This is a genomic window from Streptomyces sp. NPDC002870, assembly GCF_042888505.1.
Classification (GTDB): Bacteria; Actinomycetota; Actinomycetes; order Streptomycetales; family Streptomycetaceae; genus Streptomyces.
On sequence record NZ_JBIAPW010000020.1, the window covers coordinates 1 to 24,617 of the forward strand.

Annotated in this window: 27 protein-coding genes; 13 read left to right on the forward strand and 14 right to left on the reverse strand. The window is 70.0% G+C overall.

Going from position 1 to position 24,617, the window contains the following annotated elements:
* Positions 1 to 213: 213 nt before the first annotated feature.
* Positions 214 to 528, reverse strand: coding sequence for a pore-forming ESAT-6 family protein (locus ACFYWY_RS23230; RefSeq protein WP_389189844.1), 315 nt, complete (start codon positions 526 to 528; stop codon positions 214 to 216).
* A gap of 48 nt (positions 529 to 576) precedes the next feature.
* A complete protein-coding gene (locus tag ACFYWY_RS23235) occupies positions 577 to 909 on the reverse strand; it encodes a hypothetical protein (protein WP_389189846.1) in 333 nt (110 codons plus the stop codon).
* A 442-nt stretch (positions 910 to 1,351) separates the two neighbouring features.
* Here ACFYWY_RS23235 and ACFYWY_RS23240 point away from each other — a divergent pair, with 442 nt between their 5' ends.
* From ACFYWY_RS23240 to ACFYWY_RS23255, 4 genes are all read left to right on the forward strand, one after another.
* Positions 1,352 to 2,164: an SAM-dependent methyltransferase gene (locus tag ACFYWY_RS23240; RefSeq protein WP_389189848.1), complete on the forward strand. Its 813-nt coding sequence runs from the start codon at positions 1,352 to 1,354 to the stop codon at positions 2,162 to 2,164.
* A gap of 91 nt (positions 2,165 to 2,255) precedes the next feature.
* Complete coding sequence (locus ACFYWY_RS23245; protein ID WP_389189850.1) at positions 2,256 to 3,161, forward strand: LysR family transcriptional regulator; 906 nt, start codon at positions 2,256 to 2,258, stop codon at positions 3,159 to 3,161.
* A 90-nt stretch (positions 3,162 to 3,251) separates the two neighbouring features.
* Positions 3,252 to 3,848 carry a cysteine dioxygenase gene (locus ACFYWY_RS23250; protein ID WP_389189852.1) on the forward strand — a complete coding sequence of 199 codons (597 nt, stop codon included), beginning with the start codon at positions 3,252 to 3,254 and terminating at the stop codon, positions 3,846 to 3,848.
* Complete coding sequence (locus ACFYWY_RS23255; RefSeq protein ID WP_389189854.1) at positions 3,848 to 4,903, forward strand: YeiH family protein; 1,056 nt, start codon at positions 3,848 to 3,850, stop codon at positions 4,901 to 4,903. The genes ACFYWY_RS23250 and ACFYWY_RS23255 overlap by 1 nt, the downstream gene beginning before the upstream one ends.
* 57 nt (positions 4,904 to 4,960) lie before the next feature.
* Here ACFYWY_RS23255 and xylB read toward each other — a convergent pair whose 3' ends face one another.
* On the reverse strand, positions 4,961 to 6,436 hold the full coding sequence (xylB, locus tag ACFYWY_RS23260; protein ID WP_389189856.1) for a xylulokinase: 1,476 nt from the start codon (positions 6,434 to 6,436) through the stop codon (positions 4,961 to 4,963).
* Positions 6,437 to 6,598: 162 nt separating this feature from the next.
* Between xylB and xylA the strand changes: the two genes are divergently transcribed.
* Complete coding sequence (xylA, locus tag ACFYWY_RS23265; RefSeq protein WP_389190027.1) at positions 6,599 to 7,768, forward strand: xylose isomerase; 1,170 nt, start codon at positions 6,599 to 6,601, stop codon at positions 7,766 to 7,768.
* 131 nt (positions 7,769 to 7,899) lie between these two features.
* Here the strand turns inward: xylA and ACFYWY_RS23270 are convergent, their stop codons facing one another.
* The 5 genes from ACFYWY_RS23270 to ACFYWY_RS23290 form a co-directional block, all read right to left on the reverse strand.
* Positions 7,900 to 9,150 carry an ROK family protein gene (locus ACFYWY_RS23270; RefSeq protein ID WP_389189858.1) on the reverse strand — a complete coding sequence of 417 codons (1,251 nt, stop codon included), beginning with the start codon at positions 9,148 to 9,150 and terminating at the stop codon, positions 7,900 to 7,902.
* The gene (locus ACFYWY_RS23275) at positions 9,147 to 10,592 is read right to left on the reverse strand and encodes an FAD-dependent monooxygenase (RefSeq protein WP_389189860.1); all 1,446 of its coding nucleotides are present in this window, start codon (positions 10,590 to 10,592) and stop codon (positions 9,147 to 9,149) included. Before ACFYWY_RS23275 ends, ACFYWY_RS23270 begins: the two co-directional genes overlap by 4 nt.
* Positions 10,589 to 11,776, reverse strand: a complete 1,188-nt coding sequence (locus tag ACFYWY_RS23280; RefSeq protein WP_389189862.1) for an MAB_1171c family putative transporter — start codon at positions 11,774 to 11,776, stop codon at positions 10,589 to 10,591. Before ACFYWY_RS23280 ends, ACFYWY_RS23275 begins: the two co-directional genes overlap by 4 nt.
* Positions 11,777 to 11,779: 3 nt before the next feature.
* Complete coding sequence (locus ACFYWY_RS23285; protein ID WP_389190028.1) at positions 11,780 to 12,310, reverse strand: toxin-antitoxin system, toxin component; 531 nt, start codon at positions 12,308 to 12,310, stop codon at positions 11,780 to 11,782.
* 93 nt (positions 12,311 to 12,403) lie between these two features.
* Entirely contained in the window at positions 12,404 to 13,036 is a 633-nt protein-coding gene (locus tag ACFYWY_RS23290; RefSeq protein WP_389189864.1) for a helix-turn-helix domain-containing protein, read from the reverse strand.
* Positions 13,037 to 13,407: 371 nt separating this feature from the next.
* Between ACFYWY_RS23290 and ACFYWY_RS23295 the strand changes: the two genes are divergently transcribed.
* From ACFYWY_RS23295 to ACFYWY_RS23310, 4 genes are all read left to right on the forward strand, one after another.
* Positions 13,408 to 14,364, forward strand: coding sequence for a transcriptional regulator (locus tag ACFYWY_RS23295; protein WP_389189866.1), 957 nt, complete (start codon positions 13,408 to 13,410; stop codon positions 14,362 to 14,364).
* Between the two features lie 199 nt (positions 14,365 to 14,563).
* Positions 14,564 to 15,004, forward strand: coding sequence for a hypothetical protein (locus ACFYWY_RS23300; RefSeq protein ID WP_389189868.1), 441 nt, complete (start codon positions 14,564 to 14,566; stop codon positions 15,002 to 15,004).
* 254 nt (positions 15,005 to 15,258) lie between these two features.
* Complete coding sequence (locus ACFYWY_RS23305; RefSeq protein ID WP_389189870.1) at positions 15,259 to 16,236, forward strand: substrate-binding domain-containing protein; 978 nt, start codon at positions 15,259 to 15,261, stop codon at positions 16,234 to 16,236.
* Between the two features lie 140 nt (positions 16,237 to 16,376).
* Complete coding sequence (locus tag ACFYWY_RS23310; protein WP_389189872.1) at positions 16,377 to 17,102, forward strand: uridine kinase; 726 nt, start codon at positions 16,377 to 16,379, stop codon at positions 17,100 to 17,102.
* Positions 17,103 to 17,138: 36 nt separating this feature from the next.
* Here the strand turns inward: ACFYWY_RS23310 and ACFYWY_RS23315 are convergent, their stop codons facing one another.
* The 3 genes from ACFYWY_RS23315 to ACFYWY_RS23325 form a co-directional block, all read right to left on the reverse strand.
* Positions 17,139 to 17,432, reverse strand: a complete 294-nt coding sequence (locus ACFYWY_RS23315; RefSeq protein ID WP_389189874.1) for a hypothetical protein — start codon at positions 17,430 to 17,432, stop codon at positions 17,139 to 17,141.
* Between the two features lie 76 nt (positions 17,433 to 17,508).
* Entirely contained in the window at positions 17,509 to 17,934 is a 426-nt protein-coding gene (locus tag ACFYWY_RS23320; RefSeq protein WP_389190029.1) for a hypothetical protein, read from the reverse strand.
* Positions 17,931 to 18,572 carry an ATP-binding protein gene (locus ACFYWY_RS23325; protein WP_389189876.1) on the reverse strand — a complete coding sequence of 214 codons (642 nt, stop codon included), beginning with the start codon at positions 18,570 to 18,572 and terminating at the stop codon, positions 17,931 to 17,933. The genes ACFYWY_RS23320 and ACFYWY_RS23325 overlap by 4 nt, the downstream gene beginning before the upstream one ends.
* Positions 18,573 to 18,696: 124 nt before the next feature.
* On the opposite strand from ACFYWY_RS23325, the gene ACFYWY_RS23330 reads away from it, so the two are divergent.
* The 3 genes from ACFYWY_RS23330 (at position 18,697) to ACFYWY_RS23340 (ending at position 20,561) form a co-directional block, all read left to right on the forward strand.
* The gene (locus tag ACFYWY_RS23330; RefSeq protein WP_389189878.1) at positions 18,697 to 19,557 is read left to right on the forward strand and encodes a helix-turn-helix domain-containing protein; all 861 of its coding nucleotides are present in this window, start codon (positions 18,697 to 18,699) and stop codon (positions 19,555 to 19,557) included.
* Positions 19,558 to 19,794 carry a DUF397 domain-containing protein gene (locus ACFYWY_RS23335; RefSeq protein ID WP_389189880.1) on the forward strand — a complete coding sequence of 79 codons (237 nt, stop codon included), beginning with the start codon at positions 19,558 to 19,560 and terminating at the stop codon, positions 19,792 to 19,794.
* 158 nt (positions 19,795 to 19,952) lie between these two features.
* Positions 19,953 to 20,561: a hypothetical protein gene (locus ACFYWY_RS23340; protein WP_389189882.1), complete on the forward strand. Its 609-nt coding sequence runs from the start codon at positions 19,953 to 19,955 to the stop codon at positions 20,559 to 20,561.
* Between the two features lie 68 nt (positions 20,562 to 20,629).
* On the opposite strand, the gene ACFYWY_RS23345 is transcribed toward ACFYWY_RS23340, so the two are convergent.
* From ACFYWY_RS23345 to ACFYWY_RS23355, 3 genes are all read right to left on the reverse strand, one after another.
* On the reverse strand, positions 20,630 to 21,658 hold the full coding sequence (locus ACFYWY_RS23345; protein WP_389189884.1) for a polyprenyl synthetase family protein: 1,029 nt from the start codon (positions 21,656 to 21,658) through the stop codon (positions 20,630 to 20,632).
* Positions 21,659 to 22,257: 599 nt separating this feature from the next.
* On the reverse strand, positions 22,258 to 22,947 hold the full coding sequence (locus ACFYWY_RS23350; RefSeq protein ID WP_389189886.1) for a class I SAM-dependent methyltransferase: 690 nt from the start codon (positions 22,945 to 22,947) through the stop codon (positions 22,258 to 22,260).
* 214 nt (positions 22,948 to 23,161) lie between these two features.
* A complete protein-coding gene (locus tag ACFYWY_RS23355) occupies positions 23,162 to 23,557 on the reverse strand; it encodes a cupin domain-containing protein (RefSeq protein WP_389189888.1) in 396 nt (131 codons plus the stop codon).
* A gap of 53 nt (positions 23,558 to 23,610) precedes the next feature.
* Here ACFYWY_RS23355 and ACFYWY_RS23360 point away from each other — a divergent pair, with 53 nt between their 5' ends.
* Entirely contained in the window at positions 23,611 to 24,603 is a 993-nt protein-coding gene (locus tag ACFYWY_RS23360; RefSeq protein WP_389189890.1) for a GlxA family transcriptional regulator, read from the forward strand.
* Positions 24,604 to 24,617 lie beyond the last annotated feature (14 nt).

A 24,617-nucleotide genomic window follows, 5' to 3' on the forward strand; every position in this document is an offset into this window, starting at 1 on the left:
TTCTCCAGATCCCCGGCATGCGTACCGGTGACCTTCAACTGGCCCTGCACACCCTGCGGCTTGATGTCCCACGACGACACGAACGCCCCCCTGCATACTGATCTGCTCCACCGCCACCACACCCCACGCGCGGCACCCGCCCGACCGCCGGCAGCCGCCCGGAGCACATCCCGGAGGATCGTTCCTCTCCGGGACGTGCACGACACACACGGGTCAGCCGATGTTGTCGACCGCGGCCTTCGCCCGCGCGAGCGTCTGCTGCGCCGTCGCATCGTTCTTCTCCAGCGTCGTCCTCAACAGCTGGATGATGTTCCGGACCTCCTGCGACGTGCTGTTCCAGCGCAGTTCCTTGCCGTGGTACTCCTCGGCCACGCCATCGGCCGCGAAGTCCTTCATCGCGTTCTTCACCTGGGTGTCACGCGCGTGGATCACCTGCTCCAAACGCCCGATCAGCGCCTGGATACTGCCCTGCACCTCCGTCGACGCACCCGTGTCGTACGAACGACGGTCACTACCAGCACCAGCCATCCCAATCACTCCCCGTCAAAAACCGAACACTTCCGCCGCACAACCAGGTCAGCGGCCGGAGAAACGCGCCGCGTCGAAGTTCGCCGACGCCATCTGCGTCCTCGCGTTCTCGTCCTGCTCCTGATCACCCGAGCCGAACGCCGCGTCCATCCCCGACTGACCACCGAGAATCCCCGACAGCGAAGCGTTCAGATCCGCCGCGATCTCATCCGCACGCGACTTGAACAGATCGAAAGCGGCCTTGCCCGCACCGTTGAACTTTCCCTCCAGCGGCTGCGCCGCCTGCACGAGCTGACGGATCAGCACCCCCAGATCCGTACTCGAACCCTGCGACTGCGACTGCAGGGTCGACAGAACCTGCGCCCCCATGTCGAACTTCATCAGACTCCCCCCGCGGGCTGGATGACGACCGTATGCACTGACATCCCTATCAACTCCCAGGTCACAAGTGCAATCAGCAATCTCTCCACCGTGACCAACTCACGACAATCTCACACGAGCCGTGAGGTAGTGAGTCGCCGTGGGCCAGGAGCGGGCGGGCGCGGGGGACGCTCGTCCAGCCGGGACGGGGCGAGCCTGTGGGCGTTCTGGCGGACCGGGCCGCGCACCATCCACGCCCACAGCGTCGGCGCTGTGACTGCCCGCGGCCTCCGGTGACTGGCTCCCATGACCGAAGCGCATCCCTGTGGCTTGACGGGCACGGCGGTCCGACCTGCCGTGAACTCCCTCTCCTGGGAGCCGAGTTGCTTGCCGGAGGCCGTCCCTCCTGCGAAGATCACATGATCGATGTACCGAGAATTCCAGAGCATCTAGGGAGCTTCATATGACCGGGAGCGAGCCCGCCGTCCCCAGGATCGACACCAGCAAGCCGCATCCGGCCCGCGTGTACGACTGGTTCCTGGGCGGCAAGGACAACTACCCGGTCGACGAGGCGCTGGGCCGGCACATCATGAGCATCGACAATCGCGCCAAGCATGTCGCCCAGACCAACCGGTGGTTCATGCACCGAGCGACGCGGTGGATGGCGGGGCAGGCGGGCGTGCGCCAGTACCTCGACATCGGCACCGGGATCCCCACCGAGCCCAATCTGCACCAGATAGCGCAGGGCGTCGCCCCCGAGTGCCGGGTCGTCTACACCGACAACGACCCGATCGTGCTGACGCATGCGGAGGCGCTGCTGCGCAGCACCCCTGAAGGCGTCACCGACTACATCCAGGCTGATGTGCGCGAACCCGACCGGATCCTCGAACAGGCCAGGAAGATCCTGGACTTCAAGCAGCCGATCGCCCTCTCGCTGGTGGCACTGCTGCACTTCGTGGGCGACGAGCACCAGCCGTACGACCTGGTGCACCAACTCGTGGACGCGCTGCCGTCAGGGAGTTATCTCGTACTGACGCAGCTCACCGCCGACTTCGACCCGCTGGCTGTGCAGCGCGGTGTCGACATGTACGCGGCCGGGGGAGTCACACTGGCGCCGCGCTCGTACGCGGAGGTCGGTCGCTTCTTCGAGGGGCTCGAGGTGGAGGAGCCCGGCATCGTGCGGCTGACGCAGTGGCACCCGGAGCTCGGCGTCGGCGAGGTCGCGGAAGGGGACGAGGCGGCGTCGCTGTACGCCGGCGTGGGGCGCAAGGCGTAGCCGTCGGCCGATGCCCGGCGGGTGTCTGGTGGGCGTCCGGAGATGCTCGACCGGAGCCCCTCGGTACCCAAATTCTGCTTATGATGCACGGGTGTTCGACTCCCGGCACATCAAGACGTTCCATGAAGTGGTCAGGGCCGGTTCGTACTCCGCGGCCGCCCGCGCGCTCGGCTATACGCAGCCCGCGATCACCCAGCAGATGAAGGCCCTTGAACGGGACGTAGGCACACCCCTGTTCATCCGCGTCGGCCGCGGCATGCGCCTCACAGAGGCCGGGGAGGCGCTGTCGCGGCACGCCGCCGTCATCCTCGACAGCATGTCCGCGGCCCAGCAGCAGATGAGCGCCCTCACCCGGCTGCGCGCTGGACGGGTCCGCGTGTGTGCCTTCCCCAGCGCCAACGCCACGCTCATCCCCGAGGCGATGGCCCGGCTGGCCGCGGCCCACCCCGGCGTCCGGGTCGACCTGCTGGAGAGCGAGCCGCCCGTCTCGCTCCAGCGGCTGGTGCGCGGGGAGTGCGACATCACGCTCGCCTTCACCTACCCCGGCCTGCACGAGGAGGTGCCGGAGGAGCTGGTGGAAATCCCGCTGCTCGAGGACCAGTTGACGGTGCTGCTGCCGACCGGGCATCCCCTCGCGCGGCGGCGTGCGGTGCTGCTGGCGGATCTGGCGGAGGAACGCTGGATAGCGGGGTGCCTGCGCTGCCGCGCCAATCTGCTGCACGAATGCGCGGAGCAGGGCTTCGCGCCGGACATCGCCTTCACGACGGACGACAACCTAGTGGTGCAGAGCCTGGTCGCGGAGGGGCTCGGCGTCGCGATGATCCCTGCGCTCGTATTGAACTTCCTCTGCCACCGGAAGGTGACGGGGCGGCCACTTCAGCCTGCGTCGCGGCGGCAGATCTCGGCGTACGTGCTGCGGGAACATCTGCGGATCCCGGCGACGGCGCGGGTGCTCGACGAGCTGAAATCGGTCGCGGCGAACAAGGTCGGGTGCTGAGACACAGCCGCTCAATCCATAAGCGGAGCTTGGGAAGTAGCGAAGAATCCGTCGTTGGACGTATGGGTCGGGCGGCTCCACGCTGCCCGTATGACCACATCGACCGGAACGGCTGGAACGGCTGGAACGACCGCCTTCAGGGCCGCGTGTACGACCGCCCGACTCGACGCTCTGGTCGCCGAGGTGCGCGACGCCGTCGGGCGCGGACTGCCGCCCGATCTGACGGCGTATCTGGTCGGCGAGCGCCTCGCGCCGCACCTCGGCGCGGCCGATCTGCTCACCGAGGAGCAGTGCGTGAGCGATCCCGCGCACTACCGCCAGCACCTGCTCCACGCCGAACACGACGGGAGCTTCTCGGTCGTCGCGCTGGTCTGGCTGCCCGGCCAGGGAACCTCTGTGCACGACCATGTGTCGTGGTGCACGACGGGCGTGCACGAGGGCGAGGAGTACGAGCGGCGCTACCGCCTGCTCCCGTCCCCGGCGGCGGGCAGGGCCGCGCGCCTCGTCGCCACCGGCGATGTCGTGAACGCCCAGGGCGCTGTGTGCGGTTTCGCGCCGCCCGGCGACATCCACCGGGTCTGGAACGCGGGCGCCGGCCGGGCGATCTCTCTCCATGTCTACGGCGCGGACATCTCCCGTCTCGGCACGAGTGTCCGCCGCGTCTACGAACTCCCGGCCGACCGCTGATGGCGCTGCTCCGGGAACGGGCGGCGTCGGCCTCCACGTCGTCCGGACCGGCCGCGCCAGGCATCCGGCCCGGTCTCGCGCTGGCTGTCGTCGGCGTGGCCGTCGCCTGGTCGGTGCATCAACTACTGCCGGACATACCGATGTTGACCGCGTCCGTGGTGCTCGGCATCGTGGCGGCCCATCTGCCCGGAGCGCGTGCGGTCGTACGGGGTGCCGCCCGCCCCGGCCTCTCGTACGCCGGAAAACGGCTCATGCGCATCGGCATCGTCCTGCTCGGGCTGAAACTGAGCCTGGACGATGTGCTCGGCCTCGGCTGGGCGACGGTCACCATGGTGCTCGGCGTCGTCGCGGCGACCTTCCTCGGCACCTGGTGGCTCGGCCGCCGGTTGCGGCTGCCCGGCGACCAGCCGCTGCTCATCGCCGCCGGGTACGCCATCTGCGGGGCGTCCGCGATCGGTGCGGTGAGCGAGGCGACGGACAGCGACGAGCGCGACGCGGCTGCCTCGGTGGCGCTGGTGACCCTGTGCGGGACGCTGGCGATCGCCGTACTGCCGCTGCTGCAGCAGCCGTTGGGGCTGAGCGACGCGGCGTTCGGCCGGTGGGTCGGCGCGAGTGTCCACGACGTCGGCCAGGTCGTGGCCACCGCGCAGACCGCCGGATCCGGCGCGCTCGGGGAAGCGGTCCTGGTCAAGCTGATGCGGGTGGCGCTGCTTGCTCCTCTCGTGGCGGCTGTGGCCCTGTCGGCCCGCCGCAGGCGGCGGGCCGGGACGACGGTCCGCAAGCGGTTGCCGATCGTCCCGCTGTTCGTGGTCGGCTTCCTGGCAATGGTGGCTCTGCGTAGCACTGGCCTGCTTCCGTCCACCGCGATCGACGTGGCCCAGCACGCCCAGGAACTCCTGCTCGCCGCCGCGCTGTTCGGCCTCGGCAGCGCGGTCGACCTGCCGACCCTGACCCGCACGGGCGGCCGGGTCGCGGCGCTGGGGCTCTGCGCGTGGGCGGTGGTGGCGGGGGTGTCGTACGTGGGGGTGCTGCTGGTGATGGGCCCCGTCAGCTGAGCAGTGTGGACGCCGCCTGTACCCGTCAGCTGAGCAGTGTGGTGCCGCCTGCACCTGTCAGCTGAGCAGTGTGGGCGCCGCCCGCTCAAGCACCCCCGAGACCCGCTCCCATGTCTCCAAGTCCCGCTCCACTGGCGGCAGTTCCACCGCCTGGCCACCCTGCCAGCCAGCCGCCAGCGCCACCGGGTCCTCGCCCGTCGCCGCGCTCGCCGCGAGGGCAGCCGCGCCCAGGGCGACCAGTTCGGTGCTTTCTGGGATCAGCAGCGGGCGGCCGGAGAGGCGGCGTACCGTCTCCACCCAGTGGCGTCCCCGGGCCCCTCCGCCCACAAGTCGCAGGGGCCGGGCGGCCACAGCCTCGTCCGACGGGTCCAGGCCGCAGGCGCGCAGGACCTCGTCGAGGGCGCGCAGGACCGTGACGACCGCGCCTTCGTAGGCGGCACCCAGGAGTTGCTGCCGGGTGGTGGTGTGCCGCAGGCCCGTGAGCAGACCCGAGGCGGCGGGCAGATCGGGGGTGCGCTCGCCGTCGAGGTACGGCAGGAGTACCACCTCCCCGCCCGCCTCCGCGGCGTCGCGGCCCAGACCCAGCAGGGTGGCGATCTTGTCGACGGCGAGTGTGCAGTTCAGGGTGCAGGCCAGCGGCAAGTACGTACCGTCCGCGGCGGCGAATCCGGCGAGGGACGCGGAGGCGGGGCGGGTGCGGCTGGCCGCGAAGACGGTGCCCGAGGTGCCGAGGCTGAGGGCCGGGTGGTCGAGCAGGCCCGCGCCGCCGAGGCCGAGGCCCACCGCGGCGGCCATGTTGTCGCCGGTGCCCGCGGCGACCGCGATGCCGGCGGGCAGCCCCAGGTCGTCCGCGGCCGTGGCGGTCAGCGAGCCGACGCGGGTGGCGCCGGTGGCGGCCACCGGGGGCAGCAGATCGGCGTCCAGGCCGATGAGCCGGAGGAGTTCGGAGTCGTACGCGCCGGTGGCGGTGGAGTACCAGCAGGTGCCCGACGCGTCGCCCGGGTCGGTGGCCGCGGTGCCCGCGAGACGTTCGGTGAGGAAGTCGTGGGGGAGGCGTACGGCGGCCGCGGCCGAGGCCGCCCGGGGCTCGTTCTCGCGCAGCCACTGCCACTTCGCGGCCGTCATCGACGCGACCGGCACCGATCCCGTACGGGCCGTCCACGCGTCCGGGCCGCCGAGCGCCTCGGTGAGTGCGGCGGCCTGCGGGGCCGAGCGGGTGTCGTTCCACAGCAGCGCGGGCCGCACCGGAAGCCCGGCGCGGTCGAGGACGACGAGGCCGTGCTGCTGCCCGGCGACCGCGACGCCGACGACGGCGGACGGATGCAGGCCCGATTCCTTGAGCCCCGCGGCTACGGCCTCGCGCAGCGCGTGCCACCACACTTCCGGATCGCTCTCGCGCGCCCCGCCCTCGCCGCCGACGTGGTGCGGGGCCCGGCCGACCGCGAGCGTACGGCCGGTGGCCGCGTCGATGAACGCCGCCTTCGCGGACTGGGTCGAGCTGTCCACGCCGATCACGACCGGCTGCACGGGCATTGCCCCCACCTCTTCCTCCCGGCCCATTCGGCCGTCCGCGAAACAAATTACGTCAAGCTGCCCGGCGCGACCAGGTGTTGGCGTGGTCTTCTGCGATGACGCGGACGCATGCATTATTAGTAAGGGCAGCAAACAAACTGTGGTTGGAAGGCGGTCATGGCGATGGCGGAACGCTTCACCCCCACCCCCGAGGACAAGTTCAGCTTCGGCCTCTGGACGGTCGGCTGGCAGGGCAGGGACCCCTTCGGGGACGCGACCCGGTCGCCGCTCGACCCCGTCGAGTCCGTGCATCGGCTCGCCGCCCTCGGTGCGTACGGCGTCACCTTCCACGACGACGACCTGATCCCCTTCGGCGCATCCGAGTCCGAGCGTGAATCGCACATCAAGCACTTCCGGCAGGCGCTGGACACGACCGGGCTCGTCGTGCCCATGGCCACCACCAATCTCTTCACCCACCCCGTGTTCAAGGACGGCGGCTTCACCGCGAACGACCGGGACGTACGCCGGTACGCCCTGCGCAAGACGATCCGCAACATCGACCTGGCCGCCGAGCTGGGGGCCCGTACGTATGTCGCCTGGGGCGGCCGCGAGGGCGCGGAATCGGGTGCGGCCAAGGACGTGCGCATCGCCCTCGACCGGATGAAGGAGGCCTTCGATCTGCTGGGGGAGTACGTCACCGAGCAGGTGTACGACCTTCGGTTCGCCATCGAGCCCAAGCCCAACGAGCCGCGCGGCGACATCCTGCTGCCCACGGTCGGCCACGCGCTCGCCTTCATCGAGCGACTTGAGCGGCCCGAGCTGTACGGCGTCAACCCGGAGGTCGGCCATGAGCAGATGGCCGGGCTGAACGTCACCCACTCCATCGCCCAGGCGCTGTGGGCGGACAAGCTCTTCCACATCGACCTCAACGGGCAAAGCGGCATCAAGTACGACCAGGATCTGCGCTTCGGCGCGGGGGATCTGCGGTCCGCCTTCTGGCTGGTCGACCTGCTGGAGACCGCGGGCTACGAAGGGCCGCGGCACTTCGACTTCAAGCCCCCGCGGACCGAGGACTTCGACGGGGTGTGGGCCTCCGCTGCGGGCTGCATGCGCAACTATCTGATCCTCAAGGAGCGGGCGGCGGGCTTCCGCGCCGATCCGCGGGTGCGGGAGGCGCTGCGGGCGGCCCGTCTCGACCAACTCATGCTGCCCACCGCTGCGGACGGGCTGTCGGGGCTGCTTGCGGACCGCGGGGCGTTCGAGGAGTTCGACATGGAGGGGGCGGGGGAGAGGGGGATGGGGTTCGAGGCGCTCGACCAGTTGGCGATGGATCACCTGCTTGGGGTGCGCTGAACGGCGCGGGCCGTCGGCTGGGGGCGCTGCCCCCGGACCCCCGGTCCTCAAACGCCGGACGGGCTGGAAAGGCGTCCTCAAGCGTCGGGCGGGCCAAAAGGCGGTCCTCAGACGCCGGGCGGGCCGAAAACTCAGCCCGCCGCGCGGGGCGCGTATGCCACCGGGTCCGCCAGTACGTCCTGGACCACCAGCGCCGCCGCGCCGCGTACCGCGTCCGCCGCCGGGGACGAGGCGCGCAGCCGACCGCCGGCCGGCGGCCACAGCCCCGACACGACCCGGCCGGACAGCTCGCCGCCGGCCGGCGGCGAAAGCCAGGGCAGCAGCGGCCGGTAGATCCCACCGAGCACCACCGCGTCCGGGTCGAAGAGGTTCACCGCCCCGGACAGCACCCGGCCCAGCATCAGCCCGGCCTGCCCGAGCGCCGCGATCGCGCGGTCCTCGCCCGCCCGGGCGCGGCGCTCCAGCTCGGCGACGCCCGCCGGGCCGGTCCGCTCGTCGATGCCCGCTGCCCGCAGCAGCGCCGACTGGCCCGCGTACTGCTCCAGGCAGCCGCGCGAGCCGCAGCGGCACTCGGGGCCTTCCGGGTCCACCAGGACATGGCCGATCTCCCCGGCGAACCCGTGTGCGCCGCGCAGCAGTTCACCGTCCAGGACCAGCGCACCGCCGACCCCGATCTCGCCGGTCAGATACAGAAAGCTGCGTACGTCGCGGAGGCCGCCGAACCACAGCTCGGCCAGGGCCGCCACATTCGCCTCGTTCTCCGAACGCACCGGCAGCGGCGGCAGGCCGGGCCGCAGCGCCGCGAGCGCCTCGGCGAACGGGCCCTCGGCCGCGACCCGGGTCCAGCCGAGGTTGGGCGCGTGCCGGACCGTGCCCGCCGAGATCAGCCCGGGCAGCGCCAACTCCGCGCCGACCGGCCGTAGTTCCTGCTCAGCAGCCGATTCCAGCGCCCGGGCGGCGATCCCGGCCGCACGGCCGAGCACCCGATCGGGCGGTGCACCGCGGTTGTCCAGGTGCTCGACGAGCCGCACCCGGTCGGTGCCCGCAAGATCCACCACGCACACCGAGACATAGTCGACGTTGATCTCGACCCCGATGCCGGCGACGCCTGTACGGGCCACCTTCAGCACCGTGCCTGGCCGGCCCGCCAATCCGCTGAACGTCTTGCCCGACTCCGAGAGGAACCCGCTCTCCAGCAACTGCTCCACCAGCGAGGAGACGGCCGCCCGGGTCAGTCCCACCCGCGCCGAGACCCCGGCGCGGGTCACCTCGCCCTCGTCGCGGACCGCCCGCAGCACCAGGCTGAGGTTGTGCCGTCGCACCGTTTCCCGGTCGGCCTTGGGCTCCAGCGGGATCTGGCCGCCCGTACTGGGCAGACTCACGCGTCCGCCGGATCGGTCTCGAGTGCGCTGCGCGGCTCCTTCGCGACCCGCAGCTCCTCGTCGGTCAGCGGCGGGCCCGGCAGCTGCGGCAGTTTGGGCCCGCGCAGCACGGCCAGCACGATCTCGGGCTTGAGCAGCGACGTGGTCGGCGCCGACAGGGTCATCACGTCGAACAGCGCGCGGGTGACCAGGGGGCGGCCGGTGGCGGTCAGCATCAGCCGGTCCACATAGTGGCGCAGCACCGTGGCGGACGCGCCCGGCTTCTTGCCTACGGCTCCGGGGTAGAGGATGTCCTGCCCGGTGGCCAGGTCCCAGGCCGTGCCGACCGGTCCGGCCACCGCGCGCTGCACCCGCCGGGCGAGGCCGGGGGCGGTGAGGCCATGTCGTTGCAGATCCTTGCGCAGCGCGAGGACGCCCTGCGCCGCGACCGACATGCCGTGCCCGTAGACCGGGTTGTACGTGGCCACGGCGTCACCGATGGCCACGAAGCCCTCCGGCCAGTCCGCGATCTTCTCGTAGAAGCGCCGCCGGTTGACGGTGCTGCGGGAAACGACGACATCGGTGAGCGGCTCGGCGTTGCCGATCAGCTCGGCCACGATCGGATGCCGGACGCCGCGGGCGAAGTCCTCGAACTCGGCGGCGGAGTTGGTGGGCTGACCGCCACGGGTGCCGGACAGCGTCACCAGCCAGCGGCTTCCCTCGATGGGCACGATGGTCGCCGTCTGGCCGGGCCGCGGTTCGCCCGCGTCGGCCTGCACATTGACGACGGGATACTTCTCGGTGCCGTCCGGCGCCCGGAAGATCCTGCTGGCGTACGCGAGGCCCGAGTCGACCTTCTCCTCGTGCACGGCGGCGACGCCCAGGGAACGCAGCCAGTCGGGCGCCCGCGAGCCGCGGCCACTGGCGTCGACCACCAGATCGGCGGCCAGGACGAGTTCGCTCCCGTCCTCGGAGCGCACCCGCACACCCGTCACCCGTCCGGCGTGGCCTTCGAGGCCGAGCAGTTCGGTGCCCTGCAGGACGGTGACCCCGAGGTGGCCGACGACCTCTTCTCGTACCACCCAGTCGAGCAGATCGCGGCTACAGGCGATCAGGAACTGCATCTCGGGCCAGCGGCGGAACCAGCCCTGCGCGGACATGGATACCAGGCCCGTCGGCAGCGGGATCCGGCGCGCGCCCGCCGCCAGCCAGCGGTCCGTGACACCGGGCAGCAGGGCCTCCATCGCGCGCGCCCCGCCCGACCAGAGCAGATGCGCGTGGTGCGCCTGCGGGAGGCTCTTGCGCGCTTCGGGTCCGGAGGGCAGCGTGTCGCGGTCGACGACGGTGACCTCGTCGGCGTACTCGGTGAGGACGGCGGCCGCCAGCATGCCGGCCAGCCCCCCGCCGATCACGACGGCCCGGCGCACAGCTGTGCTCCGGCGGGTTCTCACAGGATCGCTCATAGGGAGCCGCTCTCTGACCTGGCCGCGCGCCGGCGGGCTGCTTCAACGACGGGTGAATGGCGCAGCGCGAGGGACATGCGCACCAGATCGCGCGGTCCTTCGGCTGCCTTGGGGGTGTAAGCCTGGGCCGAGCTTATGATCTTGCCGTCCGGGTCGGCAGTCCGGGCCCGAAGCGCCGCCGCGACCATCGCAGCGTCGGCGATGGCCTGGGCCTGCCGCGGATCGGCGCCGGCCTCGATCGCCGCGTCATGGGCGTCGGCGCGTAGCGCGTGGTCGAAATAGGGATCCAGCTGGAGCATCCCGTCGTGGATGTCGGACTCGCGCTGGGTGACGCGCAGATCCGCCGACGACCACCAGGAGATGCGTACGGAAGGGGTGCCGTCGGGCACGACCGTGCGCAGTTCGCGCCAGAGCGTGCCCAGCTGCCGGTATGTGGTCCAGGTGTGCCAGTTGTCCGACAGGCGTTGGGCGATCAGCGGCAGGATGAAGCCGACGGCGCTCAGCAGTGCGCCCATCGACGCCAGGGGCGGCGCGGCCGATGTGCTCAGACCGTCCCAGTCCCGGCCGGCCCAGCGGGCGAACACGGCGGCGAACTTGCTGACGCCGTAGCCCAGATTGAACAGCGAGCCGGCCACGATGGTCACCAGGCCGGTCCGCAGCCAGCCGTGCACCTGCAGCGACCAGCGCCAGCACAGGGCGGTCATCCCGATGGCGGCGACGCTGTGCGCCACCAGGTACAGCACGATCATTTCGCGGATGTACGGCGTCGTGGCGTAGTACGTGTCCAGATCGCGCAGCCGCTCCACCGGGGCGTCGCCGAGTACGAACAGCACCACCAGCGCGACGACCACCAGGCCGTAGCCGATCACCCAGCGGCGGGAGATCTGCCGGGTCTCCTCCGGTGGCCCGCCGCGCCAGTTGACGAGCAGCACCAGACAGGAGGCGCTGAAGGCGGTCAGGATGCAGTAGACCAGCGGCGCGGAGAAGTTGGAGACGCCGGTGAGCCGGTTGACCTCGGCGATCGTCGGCGGCGCGGCGAAGAAGAAGGTGCAGGCCGCCAGCACGAGCAGTGCGCAGACGGAACGCAGCAGTGGATCACGCCAGTCGCGCAGCATCCCGGGGAGCTTGAACACGAGTGCGAAGCCCAGCGCGGCGGCTGGGATGTAGTAGTCCTGACCGTCCACGCATCAGCCCTGTGGCCCGCGGTATCCCAAGGACGCCTCGATCCGGCCCGCGAGTCCGTCCCGCCGCTGGTGCCCGCGGCCTGTCGAACCGGCCAGCCAGGAGCGGCACTTGCTGCCGAGCAGCAGACCGAAGCTCTCGGCTTCGTTCTCCTCTGCCTGGTCGAAACGGGTCCTGGCCGCCACCTTCAGCACGGTCGCCTGCAGGTCCGCCTCGTCCGACAGCAGCCGGGCCGCGACGGCCGCGCCGTCGACATGGTGGGTGCAGTGCCCGGCCTTCATGTGCCACAACTCATGGCCCAGGATGACCAGTTGATGATCGGGTGCGGTGCGCTCCTCGATGACGATCAGATCCTGGTCCGTCATGTCGAGCCAGAGCCCACTGGCCGTGCCGGGCGGGAACGTCGCCATGCGGTACCGGACGGGGCGGCCGCGGCGCTTGCTCATTCCGCTGCACAGGGCGGCATAGAGATCGGCGGGCTCAGCCGGGGCGGGAAGATCGATTCCGGCTACCAGCTCGCTGCACAGCCGACGCATCTCCTTGCCTATGCTCACCGTTCTCCTCTCCCCGTCAGCAGCCGCGCGCACACGCGTGAATCCAACCCTGTCCTGAAATCAGGGTTCCGTACGTCAGAGTTCTGTCGGCTTGACGCTCTCCAGGAGCATGTCCAGCCACTCGGTGACCTTGTCCCGGTGTTTGTCCGTGGGCAGTTGAGCTGCCCGCCAGGCGATGCCCCGTACGCCATGGTCCTGCAGCAGCCGCTCCAGCGGGTCGCCCTCGCCCGCGTAGTCGTGGAGCAGTCGCTGCTCGGTCCGCTGGAGTGCGCCGTTGAGCGCGTCGGCGTCCTCGGCGGTGAGGAATCCGGCGTGCACCTTGAAGAACCTCTGAATGGCATCGCAGTGCTCCATGGTCGGCCGGCGGTCGCCGTTGATGAGAGCCCCGGCCTGCTGCCGTGACATGCCGGCGCCGTCGGCGATCTCCTGCTGTGTGTACCGGCGGCCGTTGGGCTTCAGCCGGGTCCTGCGCAGCAGGTCGAAGCGTTGCAGAAAGCGCGTCTGGAGGTCGGGTTCACCGGCGGGCCGCCCGTCCAGCAGGGCGGTGACCACATCGGCCGGGACGCCGGACGCCTCGGAGAGCTGGTGTACGTCGAAGATCTCGCCGTAACTCAGTCCGAGCTTGCCGGCGAGTTCGGCGACGCGGGCGACGGACGCCGCCAGGGGGCCTGTGGCCGTCGGGCCCGGAACCAAGAAGCCGTCTGTCACCAGTAGGTCTCCTAGATCACGCGAGGTCACTCCGCACACAGTGGGCTGCGGGGAGATTAACCGTTTCGGTGGAGTACAGCCAGGTCTTGCCACAGCTGTGGCGCGATCTGAGCGCTCAGCGGCGTGGAATGCCACGATAGTTGACACGGCCGCGTTTGCGGTAGCAGGATCGCCACGCGGTTGGAAGATCCAAAGGGCGCTGCCGCAGCGGGACTTCGAGAAGGGTGGCGTTCTCGATGACACATGAGGCAGGCGTAGAGCGGCCTGGTGTCCACGGGCGTCGAGGGCGCGCGGGGACGCCCCGTGGCGCGCTCCGAGCGAGGCGGCTCACCGATGTCCTCAGAAGGCGCCGGGAGGAGCTCGGCCTGAGCGTGGAGGACGTGGCCGCGCGGCTCGACATCAGCACCGTCGCGTACGGCAGCTGGGAGCGCACGCCCGCCCAGGACTGGACCGACGAGAAGCTCTGCGCCCTGGTCAAGGCCCTGGAGATGAGTGACCAGCAGGGCGGCTGGCTCTTCCGCCTCGCCGTCGACCGTGACCCGCCGTCGGCCTGGAACAGGCCTGGCGGGGCGTCCCTGCCCGCGCCTCCGCTCGGTCCCGCGCGTCCGTCGGGTCCGGCCTTCCCGTCCGGCCCCGCGCGCCCGTTCGCGCCCGTCACCGCGCCCGCGCCGCCCGCCGTGCCGGTGGAGCCCGCCGATCCGTCGGAGCCCGCCGTCCCGGACCACTCGGATCCCGAGACGCGCGCCTACCTGCGCGACTACGCCGCGATGATGGACGCCGTGCCGCTGCCCTCCGTGCTCTTCGACCGGCGATGGGACGTGGCACACGCCAACCACGCCTTCGAGGCGCTGTTCCACGGAGTCGGACCGCACCCCACGGCAATGCCGGCCCAGAACTTCCTCAGGTTCGTACTGTTCCATCCGGACGCGGGAATCGTGCTCGGCGACCGCGAGACGAGCTGGTGCCTGCCTCTGCTGGCGCAGCTGGACGCGGCCCTGGAGTGGTACCCCGAGGACCGAGTCCTTCAGGCCATTCGTGACGACATCGCCGACGACCCGATCATGGACGTCGCCTACCGGTGCGGGCTGCCGTACTGGATGCGGGCCATGGGAGCGGCAGCGGTGCACCACGACGGAGCCGTACGACCGCTGAACCACCCGGATCCGCGGTGGGGGCGCACCGAGTGCCGGATCGTCGACGAGACCCCCGCGACCCTTCAGGACACGGGTTTCACGCGGATGACGCTGGTGCTGCGGGAGACCCGGGCGGCCGCGCCGCCCGATGTGCGGCGCGGTAAATCGCATCTGAGGGCGGTCTCCAGCGGCTGAACCGGAACCGGGCGGCGGCGGCCAACGAATCGGCGGGCTGCTGAGGGGGCCGTCCCTTGGCACGGGGTGGCGCGTCCATGACGATTCCTCATGTCGCAGCAGACGCCGCCTTTGTTCTCACAGCTGTGAACTTCCGTATCCGATGAGCTACCGCCTGTAGTCTCGTCAGCACTGGCACGGGCGGGACGGGGGTGAGTTCGTGGATACGGCTGTAGTGGTGTTACTGGGGGCCGCAGGCGGATCGCTTCGCGGGTTCATCGATGCCTACAGCCAGACCATGGCCTGGCGTTCGGCCCGCCGCGAGCACCGCAGATCGACGGCCACCGGCCAGGAGGGCCCCACCGCGCCACCGAAGCTCAACGAGTTCTTCGACCCTGTGCCCGAACTCGTCGCCGTACTCTTCCACATGGCGCTGGGCGCCGGCGCAGCCTTCATGTTCGGCCTTTCCGGGCAGATCGACGGCGAGTACGCCGCGATCGCTGTGGGTATCTCGGCCCCGGCGCTGCTGACCCAGGTGGGCCAAGTACCCACGATCAGCGAGGCGGTAGCCGGCCCGCAGCAGCAGACACAGCCGCCGCCGCAGACACAGCCGCAGGCACAGCCAGTCGACCCGCCCCAGGCCCGGGAGCTGGCCCCGTGACGGCGCCGCCCTCCGCCCTCCGCCGAACCGTCACCGCAGCCCTCGGCCTGAATCGCTCCCCAGCCGGAATCCGGCGTCCCGCCCGACGGCCCGCCTACCCTCTGGGAAGTCGCATCCTCGCGGCCATCCTTGGCGTCCAACTCCCCGAGCGGCCGCGCCCGGCTTCCGCGAGCCAACGTCCGGACCTTGCCGGGCAGCACCCCCACCACCGCACAGGGATCGCGGATGTCGCTCCCCTTGGTGCGGGATCGACGGTGGCGCCATGGGCGCCGGCGAAGGAAGGCCGTTCGTGGCTCGTATGGGTCGCCGGCGCCCTGGCCACTCTCCTGGTAGGCGGGCTGTTCTCGTCCGCGACACTCGTTGGGTCATCGCCAGCCGAGCACTTCTCTCCGCAGTCTTGTGCCAAGGGCCGTCTTACCGTTGTCGGCTCGACGATCTTCCAACCGGCACTCGAAGCCGCGGCCGCCGACTACGAACGGGTCTGCGGCGATGCGGAGATCCGCTTCGATGTGAAGGGCTCCATGGCAGGCCTGCGCTCGCTGCAGGAAGAAGACGATCCCGACGTCCGGTTGGTCCTCTCCGAGGGACGCAACGAGAGCTACGAGAGAACGCTCAAGGCACACCCCATCGCGGTCATCCCCTTCAACGTCGTGGTCAACCGCACCATCGACATCAGTGGCCTCACGATCCAGCAGCTGCGCGACATCTACTCCGGGGAGACGGACAACTGGCGTCCTGCCGGCGGACCGAATCTAGGGGTACGGATCATCAGCCGAGACGCGAATTCCGTCACGCGCGCCGTATTCGAGGAGAAGGTCCTCGGTCGGTCAGAACCAGCTGCTTCGTCCGACAACTGCATGAAGACCCCAAAAGACCCTGGCGCACTGGTCGTCCGCTGCGAGATGGCCACCACGTCCGAGGTACTGGATGGGGTCAACCGCGTTCCCGGAGCCATCGGTTACGCACCGCTCGAGGCCACGGAATCAGGCGCGTACAAGAATGTCGTACCTGTCAGGATCAACGGCGCGGATCCTGACATCGAGTCGATCGAGAGCGGTGACTACCCCTTCTGGACAGTGGAGTACGCCTACACCAAAGGCGAGCCGCCAGCCGACAGCGTTGCGGCCTCCTTCCTCGCGTTCCTCGCGTCCCCGGACGGCGAGGTCGCTCTCGACGAGCACGGTTACTTCCCCTGCACCACCGTGGCGGAGCACATCTGCGCCCGTTCCTGAGCCGCAGCGGGCCGCGGCGTTCACCGCGCTCGAGCCGCATCTCATCGAGGACCAGGTGCTGCCCGGCGACGCGATCCGGCACCGGCCGCGCGCTACGGGGTGCTCTCTCCAGCTGGTGGTCGGCGCGATAGGTTCCTGGAATGGACCTACAGCGGGCGAGTGTGCATCATTCGGCGTCGACATGGCGGCAGCCCACCCCCCCGGTGGCCTCTGCCGAGCGCAGTGCAGTCGTCGAGGCGGTCGCAAGACGCATCCTGGCCTGTGGCCAGAGCCGCTTGCTCGTAGGCATCGACGGCTTCACCGCAGCAGGCAAGACGAGCCTTGGGCACGAACTGGCTGAGCTGATCACTGCCGTGGGGCGCCCCGTACTCCGGGCGACCCTCGACGACTTCAAGAACCCGTGGAAGGACCGGCACCTGTACGACCGGGAGTCGGGCGAAGGCTACTACCGCAACGCCTACGACTACGACGCGGCCAAGCGGCTGCTGCTCGATCCGTGCCGGTCGCCAGCGGCATCGTCCGCCGTGCTCTGCAGTATCGACCCGCTGACACAGCAGGATCATTCCTCGGACGCGACACCGCTGGCTTCTGACGCGGTGCTCATCGTGGATGGAGTCTTCGCCTTCCGGCCCGAAATCAACGCGTACTGGGATTTCCGCATCTGGCTGCACGTGGATGCGGAACTTTCGGTTCGGCGAGGCGCCGACCGGGATCAGGACTGGGCCGGGTCCGAAGCGGAATCCATCCACCGCAACAGGTACCTGGTGGCGGAGCGCATCTACCTCGAGGAAGTCGACCCGCTACCGAAGATGGACGTCGTCATCGACAACTCCACGTTCGCCAACCCACATGTCATGAAGTCCTGACCCCCGCCTATCCCCCGGGCGGGGGCCCTGACCCATTCAGCGCATGGATGCGACGGCCCACTCGGCGATGATGGCCACCGCGACGCCGACCCCCAGAACCGCGGTGGCCACCCGCGTACGCCCTTGTCGGCTGAGGACCAGCGCGCTGCCGCAGAGGATCATCGCGATGCCGTAGAAGCCCATGGTCAGCACCGAGTGCGTGCTGCCGAGCCGCAGCACGAGGGTGACGCCCACGGCGATCATGATGACCGCGGAGAGAGCTATCCGTACGCCGCGTGCCTGACGTGGTGTGAGCCCCTGCCGTTCCGGGCTCGAATTGGCTTCTGACATGGTCGGAAGACTATCCGTCCCGTCGCGGTGCGGACTTCCCGGGCCCGGACGACGTGCGACGCGTTGCCGCCTGCGCTCAGGCGCCGTGGGCGCTGCCCACGCCAGCAGTCCACAGCGGAGCGGTGCCGGTGATCTGGCAGGCCATCAGGTAGAGCGGGATCGGCGGGGTGTAGGGGCTGGTGCCGTCGGGCCAGCGGATGAGGCGGGGGTTGGTCCCCGGTATGTACGCCCCGCGGGCGTAGTGCGACGGCATTGGCCAGTTCAGCTCCAGGTCCGACCCGGCCGGCACGATCCACCACCACCAGTCGTTGTCGGCGAAGACGCAGCCGTTCCGCGGCAGCCGCCCGAGCAGCCGGAAGCCATAGCGCGCGGGAACGCCCACGGCGTCGCAGCCCAGATTGGCCACGAGCGCGGGCGGGATCGCAAGCCGGGTCATCCGGACCTCGCCGGTCTCGCTGTGGTGGCGGCCGTTCCGGCGGAGGAGCGTCGCCAGGCCCTTCAGCACAGCCTCTCCGGTCCCGGCCCAAAGCCCTCCGCCCCCGGAAAGTCCCCGAACGGAAGGTCTGTCCCGAGCGGAAAGTCCGTCCCGAAGGGCAGGTCCGCCTCGAGTGGACGGTCCGCCCCGAACGGACGGTTCACTCCGAACGGACGATCCACTCCGAACGGAAGGTCCGTGTGCGGCAGTTCAGCCTGCGCCGGCTCGGCCCGCGCCAGCTCGGCCCAGACGATGCGGCCAGGGCCGTGCTTCGACTCGTACGCGCCCCAGGCGCTGCTCACGGCCTCGACCAGCAGCAGCCCGCGCCCGCGTTCCTCATCGACGGTGTGACAGACGTGCGGGCCGGTGGGCGTGGACCCCTGGTCCTGCACGGTGATGCGCAGCCGCTGCGCGCCGTTGAGGAGTTCGCAGGCGACCAGATGGCCGTCGGTGTGCACGACTGCGTTGGTGACCAGCTCGGAGACGACGAGCATCGCCGTGTCGTGAACATCCCCGCCTATGCCCCAGCAGCGGAGCCGCTCGCGGGTGAGCGTTCTCGCCCTGCCTACGAATTCCGCACGCGCGGGCAGCTCGAAGCCGTAGCGGTGGGGGTCGGCCCCCGAGCACGGGTCCAGTCGCTGGGCAGTGAGCGCGTCACGGTTCACCCGAACACTCTCCCGCCGGAGTGGACACCTTGGCAAGGCCCACTCTGAAAAATTCAGAGTGGACATATTCATCGCTGCGGGGCCGTGGCACACTGCTCGCAACAGCACGTGCGGAGGTCTCGAAGTGAGTGAACCGCGGTCGGCTCCCACCGTGGGGCAGGTCGTTCTCGGCAAGCGCTTGCAGGATCTGCGAGAGCGAGCCGGGCTCAGGCGCGAGGAGGCCGCAAAGGTCCTTCGTGTTGCCGCGGGCACCATCCGCCGGATGGAAACCGCCGAGGTCGCACTGAAGATCCCTTATGTTCAGCTGCTGCTGAACGCGTACGGGATCACCGACGACGAGGCACGCGGTTTCATCGAGCTCGCCGAGGAGGCCAATAAGCCCGGCTGGTGGCAGCGCTTTCACGACGTTCTGCCGGGCTGGTTCAGCATGTACGTCAGCCTGGAGGGCGCGGCTGCCCTGATCCGCGCCTACGAGCCGCATTTCGTGCCCGGTCTGCTGCAGACGGAGGACTACGCCCGCGCGATCATGCGCGGCGGAGCCGTCGGCCAGACCGATCCGGCCGATATCGAGCGCCATGTGGCGCTGCGGATGGAACGCCAGGCGCTGCTCACCCGCCCCGACGCACCCAAGCTGTGGGTGATCATGGACGAGACGGTGTTCCGCCGGCCCGTAGGCGGCCCCGGCGTCATGAGAGCGCAGATCGACCGACTGCTCGAAGGCGCCCAGCTGCCCCATGTCACCCTGCAGATCGCGGAGTTCGCGACCGGACACCACCCCGGCACCTACGGGCCGTTCGTCCTCTTCCGGTTCGCTGTCCCCGAGCTCCCGGACATGGTCTACAGCGAGTACCTCACCGGCGCCGTCTACCTCGACGCGCGCCCCGAGGTCGCCTCGCATCTGGAGGTTCTGGACCGCATGGCGGCTCAGGCCGCGACTGCGCAACGCACGAAGGAGATCCTCAAGGATCTTCGCGAGGAGCTGTGAATGAACCACATATACAACGGCATGCCGGCCACCGAACTGGGCAGCGAGGGCTGGCACAAGCCGTGGAGCGGCGGCAACGGGGGCAACTGCTTCGAGACCATGAAGCTGGCCGACGGCCGGGTCGCGGTGCGCCAGTCCGCGGACCCGGACGGCCCCGCACTGATCTACACCTCCGGCGAGTTCGCCGCGTTCATCGAGGGAGCCAAGTCCGGCCAGGCGGACTTCCTGCTCACCTGAGTCGGACCTGCCCGCACCTGACTGCCCAGCTGCCCCTCACCACCGAGACATCTGGAGCGACCAACCGAGCGGGATTTCCGAGCCGGTCCGGCATGGTGCCGGGCCGACGGCAAGAGGTGACCGGATGCTGGCAGCCTCCGAGCCATGCGGGAGAGACCGTGGACGACCCCAGCCTTCAAGGAGCCGGGAAATCGGCAACCACCGGCGCAGGCCATGACACTGCCAGTCAGCCGGGGGTCATCGGCATTGCGCTCGCCGCCGTGCTCACAGCCGCGCTCGCACAGGGTTCCTGGCAATGGTTCGCCACATACGTCGGGGTGACGCTTCTTGCGCTGATCTTCACCTTTTACCGACTGCCGACATGGATGCCTGGCGCCCTATCTGCGTACATGCGGAATCTGACTGCGTACTCGCTGGTCGTCGGCCTGTGCGTAGCGATCACATTGGCCCCGGCGCTGCAGCGCTGGGCGTGGCTGTTCCCGATGCCAGGCACCCGCGGCGCGTGTCCTGAGCTGGGCAAGTACGAGGGCATCCACGCGGAGGCCGCACTGGCCAACCTGGCTGGTCGCGACGGTGCCGCCATGGCTCGCGCGCAGGAAATACAGAGCGAAACCGCCGTTTCCGACTGCCTTTCAGCCACTACGACCCAGTGGCTGCCGGTCTACGCGGCCGGGGCGGCCGCACTGGTGGGCCTGACCGCGTGGTCCTTTGACCGAGCCCGGGTCAGGAAAGAAGCGGCTGCGGCCGGCCGACCTCGCCAGGACTGAACGCAAGTGCGAACATGACAGGACGGCGAGGAGCAGCTGCCGGGCCGCTGAGGCCACGGTCGGGGTCCCTAGGCCGGCGAGGTGGTCGCCGGGGGTCTGGCACTGCCGACTTCCTGCGCCCGATCCTCCCGCAGGAGCATCTGGGCCGACAGATCCACGAGCTGCCGCAGCACCGTCGAAGAGACAGCGTCACCGCCAAGTGCGCCCAGAATGCGGTACGCCTCGTCGCGGAAGGCGGTGATGTCCTTGTGGTAGCGGTGAAGTACGACAGGTGCCAGAAGGAGCTTCGTGAGGTCTCTTCTCGCCCGGGCGGAGGTCCTCGATGCGGCGTGCAGTCCAAGGACGCGCTCCCTCGACCGGGGCAATTCCTCAAGGGCGCACGCGAGCAGATAGGTCACCGTGCCGTTCCGCAGGTCTTCATGACGCTCGGTCAGTATGTCGTCCTGGTCGTTGAAGATCTGCCACAGGACTCCGTAGACGTGGCCGAATTCGCGCCACAGCTCGCTCTGCCGGCGTTCGACCCCCGCCAACTTCGCCGCCATGGCCGTGATCATGCCGAAGGGCGCACCCGACTTGCCGCGGTAGGTCTCGACGACCGACTCCCGCGAGGCGGTGTCCACGTCCGCGCGCATGTCCCGGAGTTGCCCTTCCACGGCGCCCGTCCAGCAGGTCGCGACCTCGGTCACCAGGGCATCTTGCACCGGTGCGGGAATCCCCGGCGACCGAAGGACGTGCAGGGGAAGCGTATGGCCACCGACGACGGCCGCGAGCAGCGCCTCGTGCTCATTGAGGTCACCGGCCACAGCGGCCGCACCGTCCCCGTCGGCGAGGTCGTCCAGGTAGCACGCCGACGTCCACCACAGCACGTGCACGGCGGACAGCGGAACGGCCGGTGCCGTCGTCCCCGTCTCGACGGCGTGCACGAGCAGCGGTAGCACGGACAGGGGGTGCTTGAATTTCCGGCTCCGTACGAGTTCCGCGACCGCTTTCCTGAGAGTGCTCGACGGCGGGCCGAGGTGTTCGAGAGCGGCTTCGATCTCGGCGTCGACATCCGATGAGACGTCACGGTGCAGGTCCAGGTACGAAAGCGAAGGCATGGGCTCGATTTGATCATCTGGCCGAGAAGCGAACCAGAGCGCTTTTCGGCCGCGGGACCGTCGGCCGGCGCCGCGCGAAGGCCCCCCGGGACTCGGCTCGAAGCCGGCGGCTGACGCCGTACCCGACTGTGCGGAATAGCGTCGTGTGGCTTCGCGCCAGCGACACCTGGCCTCGTATCGAAGCCTGATACACCGCGCCGAACGTCGCGAGTGTCGCGACCTGCTCGATGGGGGTCATCTGGAACCCCCCGACAACCGCGTGGTCTCGCCCCTTCCAGAGCGCGGGGCGGCTGGCTGATGACGAGAGACTCCTGCCGTCAGCCTTGGTGTTCCTCGTCAGACCGCTGCGATAGCCGGTGCTCGATCGGCTTGAGACCGAGGCGAGTTCCTGCGGTTGAATCACCGTCGACGGCCTTGCCCCCTCAGCCGTCATGGGCCTCAACCGCCCGGCGAAGTCGCGCAGTTGACAGTTCGCTATGGGCTCGGGAGCATCAACGCCAGGTGTGACGGGGAGGCCAGGTGGCGGTCACGGGGGTCCGGGCAGACGGTTCCGTTGCCGATGTCAGCGTCCTGTTTGTGCATGGCATCGGTGACCAGGATCAGGGCGCCACTCTGGAGTCCTTCTCGGGCGAGCGCCCGGAGTGCAACAGCCCGCCGCCCGTGGGCAGGCGGGCCAGCAAGTGGGCGTCGAGGAAGCCCCGCTCGGAGGCCGGGTCGTGGAGCAGCCGAGCGACCGTGACGAGCCCGGCCCCGGCCAGCAACTCGGCGAACCGGTCCACCGGCCAGCTATAGGCGGGCGTCACCTTGTGATCGAAGAGGACCGGCTCCGGTCCCTCGGTCGCGAAGAACGAGACCAGGAGCAGGCCCCCTGGGGCCAGGACACGCACCAGCGCGGCGAGTAGCGCTGGCAATTCCCCAGGCGGGGTATGGATCACCGAGTAGTGGGCCAGCACTCCGCCGAGCGCGCCGTCCTCGACCGGCAGGGCCTCCATTCGCGCTTCCTCGAACCGCAGCGCCGGATGGGCCCGCCGGGCGTGGTCGACCATGGCCGGGGAGAGGTCGAGCCCGAAGGCATCCAGCCCCAAGCCGTGCAGCATGGCCGTCAGATGTCCGGGCCCGCACCCGACGTCGGCTGCCCGCAGGTTCCCCGTTCCACGCACCAGCTCGGCGAAGGTGCCGATCATGTTCCGCGCGAACGGCTGCGTCTCCAACCGATTAGCGAACATCGACGCATACAGCTCGACGACCCCGTCGTAGGCCGCCCTGGTCTCGTCCTGGTGTTCCACCACGGGAAGGAAGCTAACACCCGCGCCGCTCGCAGCCGTTCTCCGGCTCCATACCGCCCCCCAGGGACTGACCGTCCGTCCCGTCACCTGATCACGGGACAGCCCTAGTAGTTCGGAGAAGGCAGCTGCCGAGAACGACGATCCGATCCCCGGGTACGCGGGCGTCGCCCGCTAGGCACAGCGTCGGTCCGGTGGCTGCCGCTCGGTCCGTGGGGGCTCAGAAGCCGAGTGTGTGCCCCGTCGTCGCGTCGACGTGGTCCGGGATCTCGTCGTGGCGGTCACCGACCGTCGGTGTCCCGGTGGGCTCGAAGAGGAGGATCGCGGCTCCGGACGGAGCGGACGGCTTGTGCTCCGTGCCGCGCGGGACCGTGAAGACCGAGCCCTTGGGGAGACAGACCGTGCGCTCCCCGGCGGGCTCGCGCAGGGAGATGTGCAGTTCGCCTTCGAGCACCAGGAAGAACTCGTCGGTGTCGTCGTGTGCGTGCCAGAGGTGTTCGCCCTCGACCTTGGCGACGCGTACGTCGTAGTCGTTGACCCGGGTGACGATGCGGGGGCTCCACAGGGCGTCGAAGGAGGCCAGGGCCGTGCTGAGGGCGATCGGTTCGTTGCTCATGTGCTCAACCATCCGATGTTCGGCAGTGTCCGTGTGAGTGGTAGAAATAGCTTATGCCGCAAGGATCCTCGCATCCAGGCCGTGAGGGGGGTCCGCACCGGGTCGTCGTGATCGTCGATGAGAACTCGAACCCCTTCGAACTCGGCTGCGCGACCGAGGTGTTCGGCCTGCGCAGGCCCGAGATCGGCCGTGACCTCTACGACTTCACACTCTGCTCGCCCGAGCCCCGCACGGTCATGCGGGACGGATTCTTCACGCTCACGGGAGTCGCCGAGCTGGAGGCGGCCGACTCGGCGGACACCTTGATCGTGCCCAACCGGCCCGACACCGAGGTGCCCCGCCGCCCGGCCGTCCTCGACGCGGTCCGCCGGGCGCACGCCCGAGGAGCGAGACTGGTCGGCTTCTGCAGCGGCGCCTTCACCCTGGCCGAGGCCGGGGTCCTCGACGGGCGCCGGGCCACCGCGCACTGGCAGTGGGCCGACTCCTTCCGGGCACGCTTCCCCACCGTCCAGCTCGAACCGGACGTGCTGTTCGTCGACGACGGCGACATCCTGACCGCCGCGGGCAGCGCGGCCGCGCTCGACCTCGGGCTGCACCTGGTCCGCCGCGACCACGGAGCCGAGATCGCCAACTCGGTGAGCCGACGCCTCGTCTTCGCCGCCCACCGGGACGGCGGCCAGCGGCAGTTCGTGGAGCGGCCGGTGCCCGACGTGCCCGACGAGTCCCTGGCCCCGGTCCTGGCCTGGGCACAGGCACGGCTGGACTCACCCCTTGCCGTGCCCGACCTCGCGGCGCGCGCGGCACTGAGTCCGGCAACCCTGCACCGCCGCTTCCAGGCCCAGTTGGGCACCACGCCACTCGCGTGGCTCACTGGGGAACGCCTCACCCTCGCCTGCCGGCTGATCGAGCGGGGCGTGTCCCCCCTCGACGTGGTCGCACGGCGCAGCGGCCTGGGCACCACCGCCAATCTGCGCGCTCTGATGCGCCGCGAGACCGGGCTCACCCCGTCGGCGTACCGCAGCCGGTTCGGGCCCGGGGCGGACTGAGGTGGGCCGCATCC

Coding starts and splice junctions, on each gene's coding strand:
- ACFYWY_RS23230 (WP_389189844.1), bottom strand. CDS start 528: ATGGCTGGTGCTGGTAGTGACCGTCGTTCGTACGACACGGGTGCGTCG.
- ACFYWY_RS23235 (WP_389189846.1), bottom strand. CDS start 909: ATGAAGTTCGACATGGGGGCGCAGGTTCTGTCGACCCTGCAGTCGCAG.
- ACFYWY_RS23240 (WP_389189848.1), top strand. CDS start 1,352: ATGACCGGGAGCGAGCCCGCCGTCCCCAGGATCGACACCAGCAAGCCG.
- ACFYWY_RS23250 (WP_389189852.1), top strand. CDS start 3,252: ATGACCACATCGACCGGAACGGCTGGAACGGCTGGAACGACCGCCTTC.
- ACFYWY_RS23255 (WP_389189854.1), top strand. CDS start 3,848: ATGGCGCTGCTCCGGGAACGGGCGGCGTCGGCCTCCACGTCGTCCGGA.
- xylB (WP_389189856.1), bottom strand. CDS start 6,436: ATGCCCGTGCAGCCGGTCGTGATCGGCGTGGACAGCTCGACCCAGTCC.
- xylA (WP_389190027.1), top strand. CDS start 6,599: ATGGCGGAACGCTTCACCCCCACCCCCGAGGACAAGTTCAGCTTCGGC.
- ACFYWY_RS23275 (WP_389189860.1), bottom strand. CDS start 10,592: ATGAGCGATCCTGTGAGAACCCGCCGGAGCACAGCTGTGCGCCGGGCC.
- ACFYWY_RS23285 (WP_389190028.1), bottom strand. CDS start 12,310: ATGCGTCGGCTGTGCAGCGAGCTGGTAGCCGGAATCGATCTTCCCGCC.
- ACFYWY_RS23310 (WP_389189872.1), top strand. CDS start 16,377: ATGGACCTACAGCGGGCGAGTGTGCATCATTCGGCGTCGACATGGCGG.
- ACFYWY_RS23315 (WP_389189874.1), bottom strand. CDS start 17,432: ATGTCAGAAGCCAATTCGAGCCCGGAACGGCAGGGGCTCACACCACGT.
- ACFYWY_RS23335 (WP_389189880.1), top strand. CDS start 19,558: ATGAACCACATATACAACGGCATGCCGGCCACCGAACTGGGCAGCGAG.
- ACFYWY_RS23345 (WP_389189884.1), bottom strand. CDS start 21,658: ATGCCTTCGCTTTCGTACCTGGACCTGCACCGTGACGTCTCATCGGAT.
- ACFYWY_RS23355 (WP_389189888.1), bottom strand. CDS start 23,557: ATGAGCAACGAACCGATCGCCCTCAGCACGGCCCTGGCCTCCTTCGAC.
- ACFYWY_RS23360 (WP_389189890.1), top strand. CDS start 23,611: ATGCCGCAAGGATCCTCGCATCCAGGCCGTGAGGGGGGTCCGCACCGG.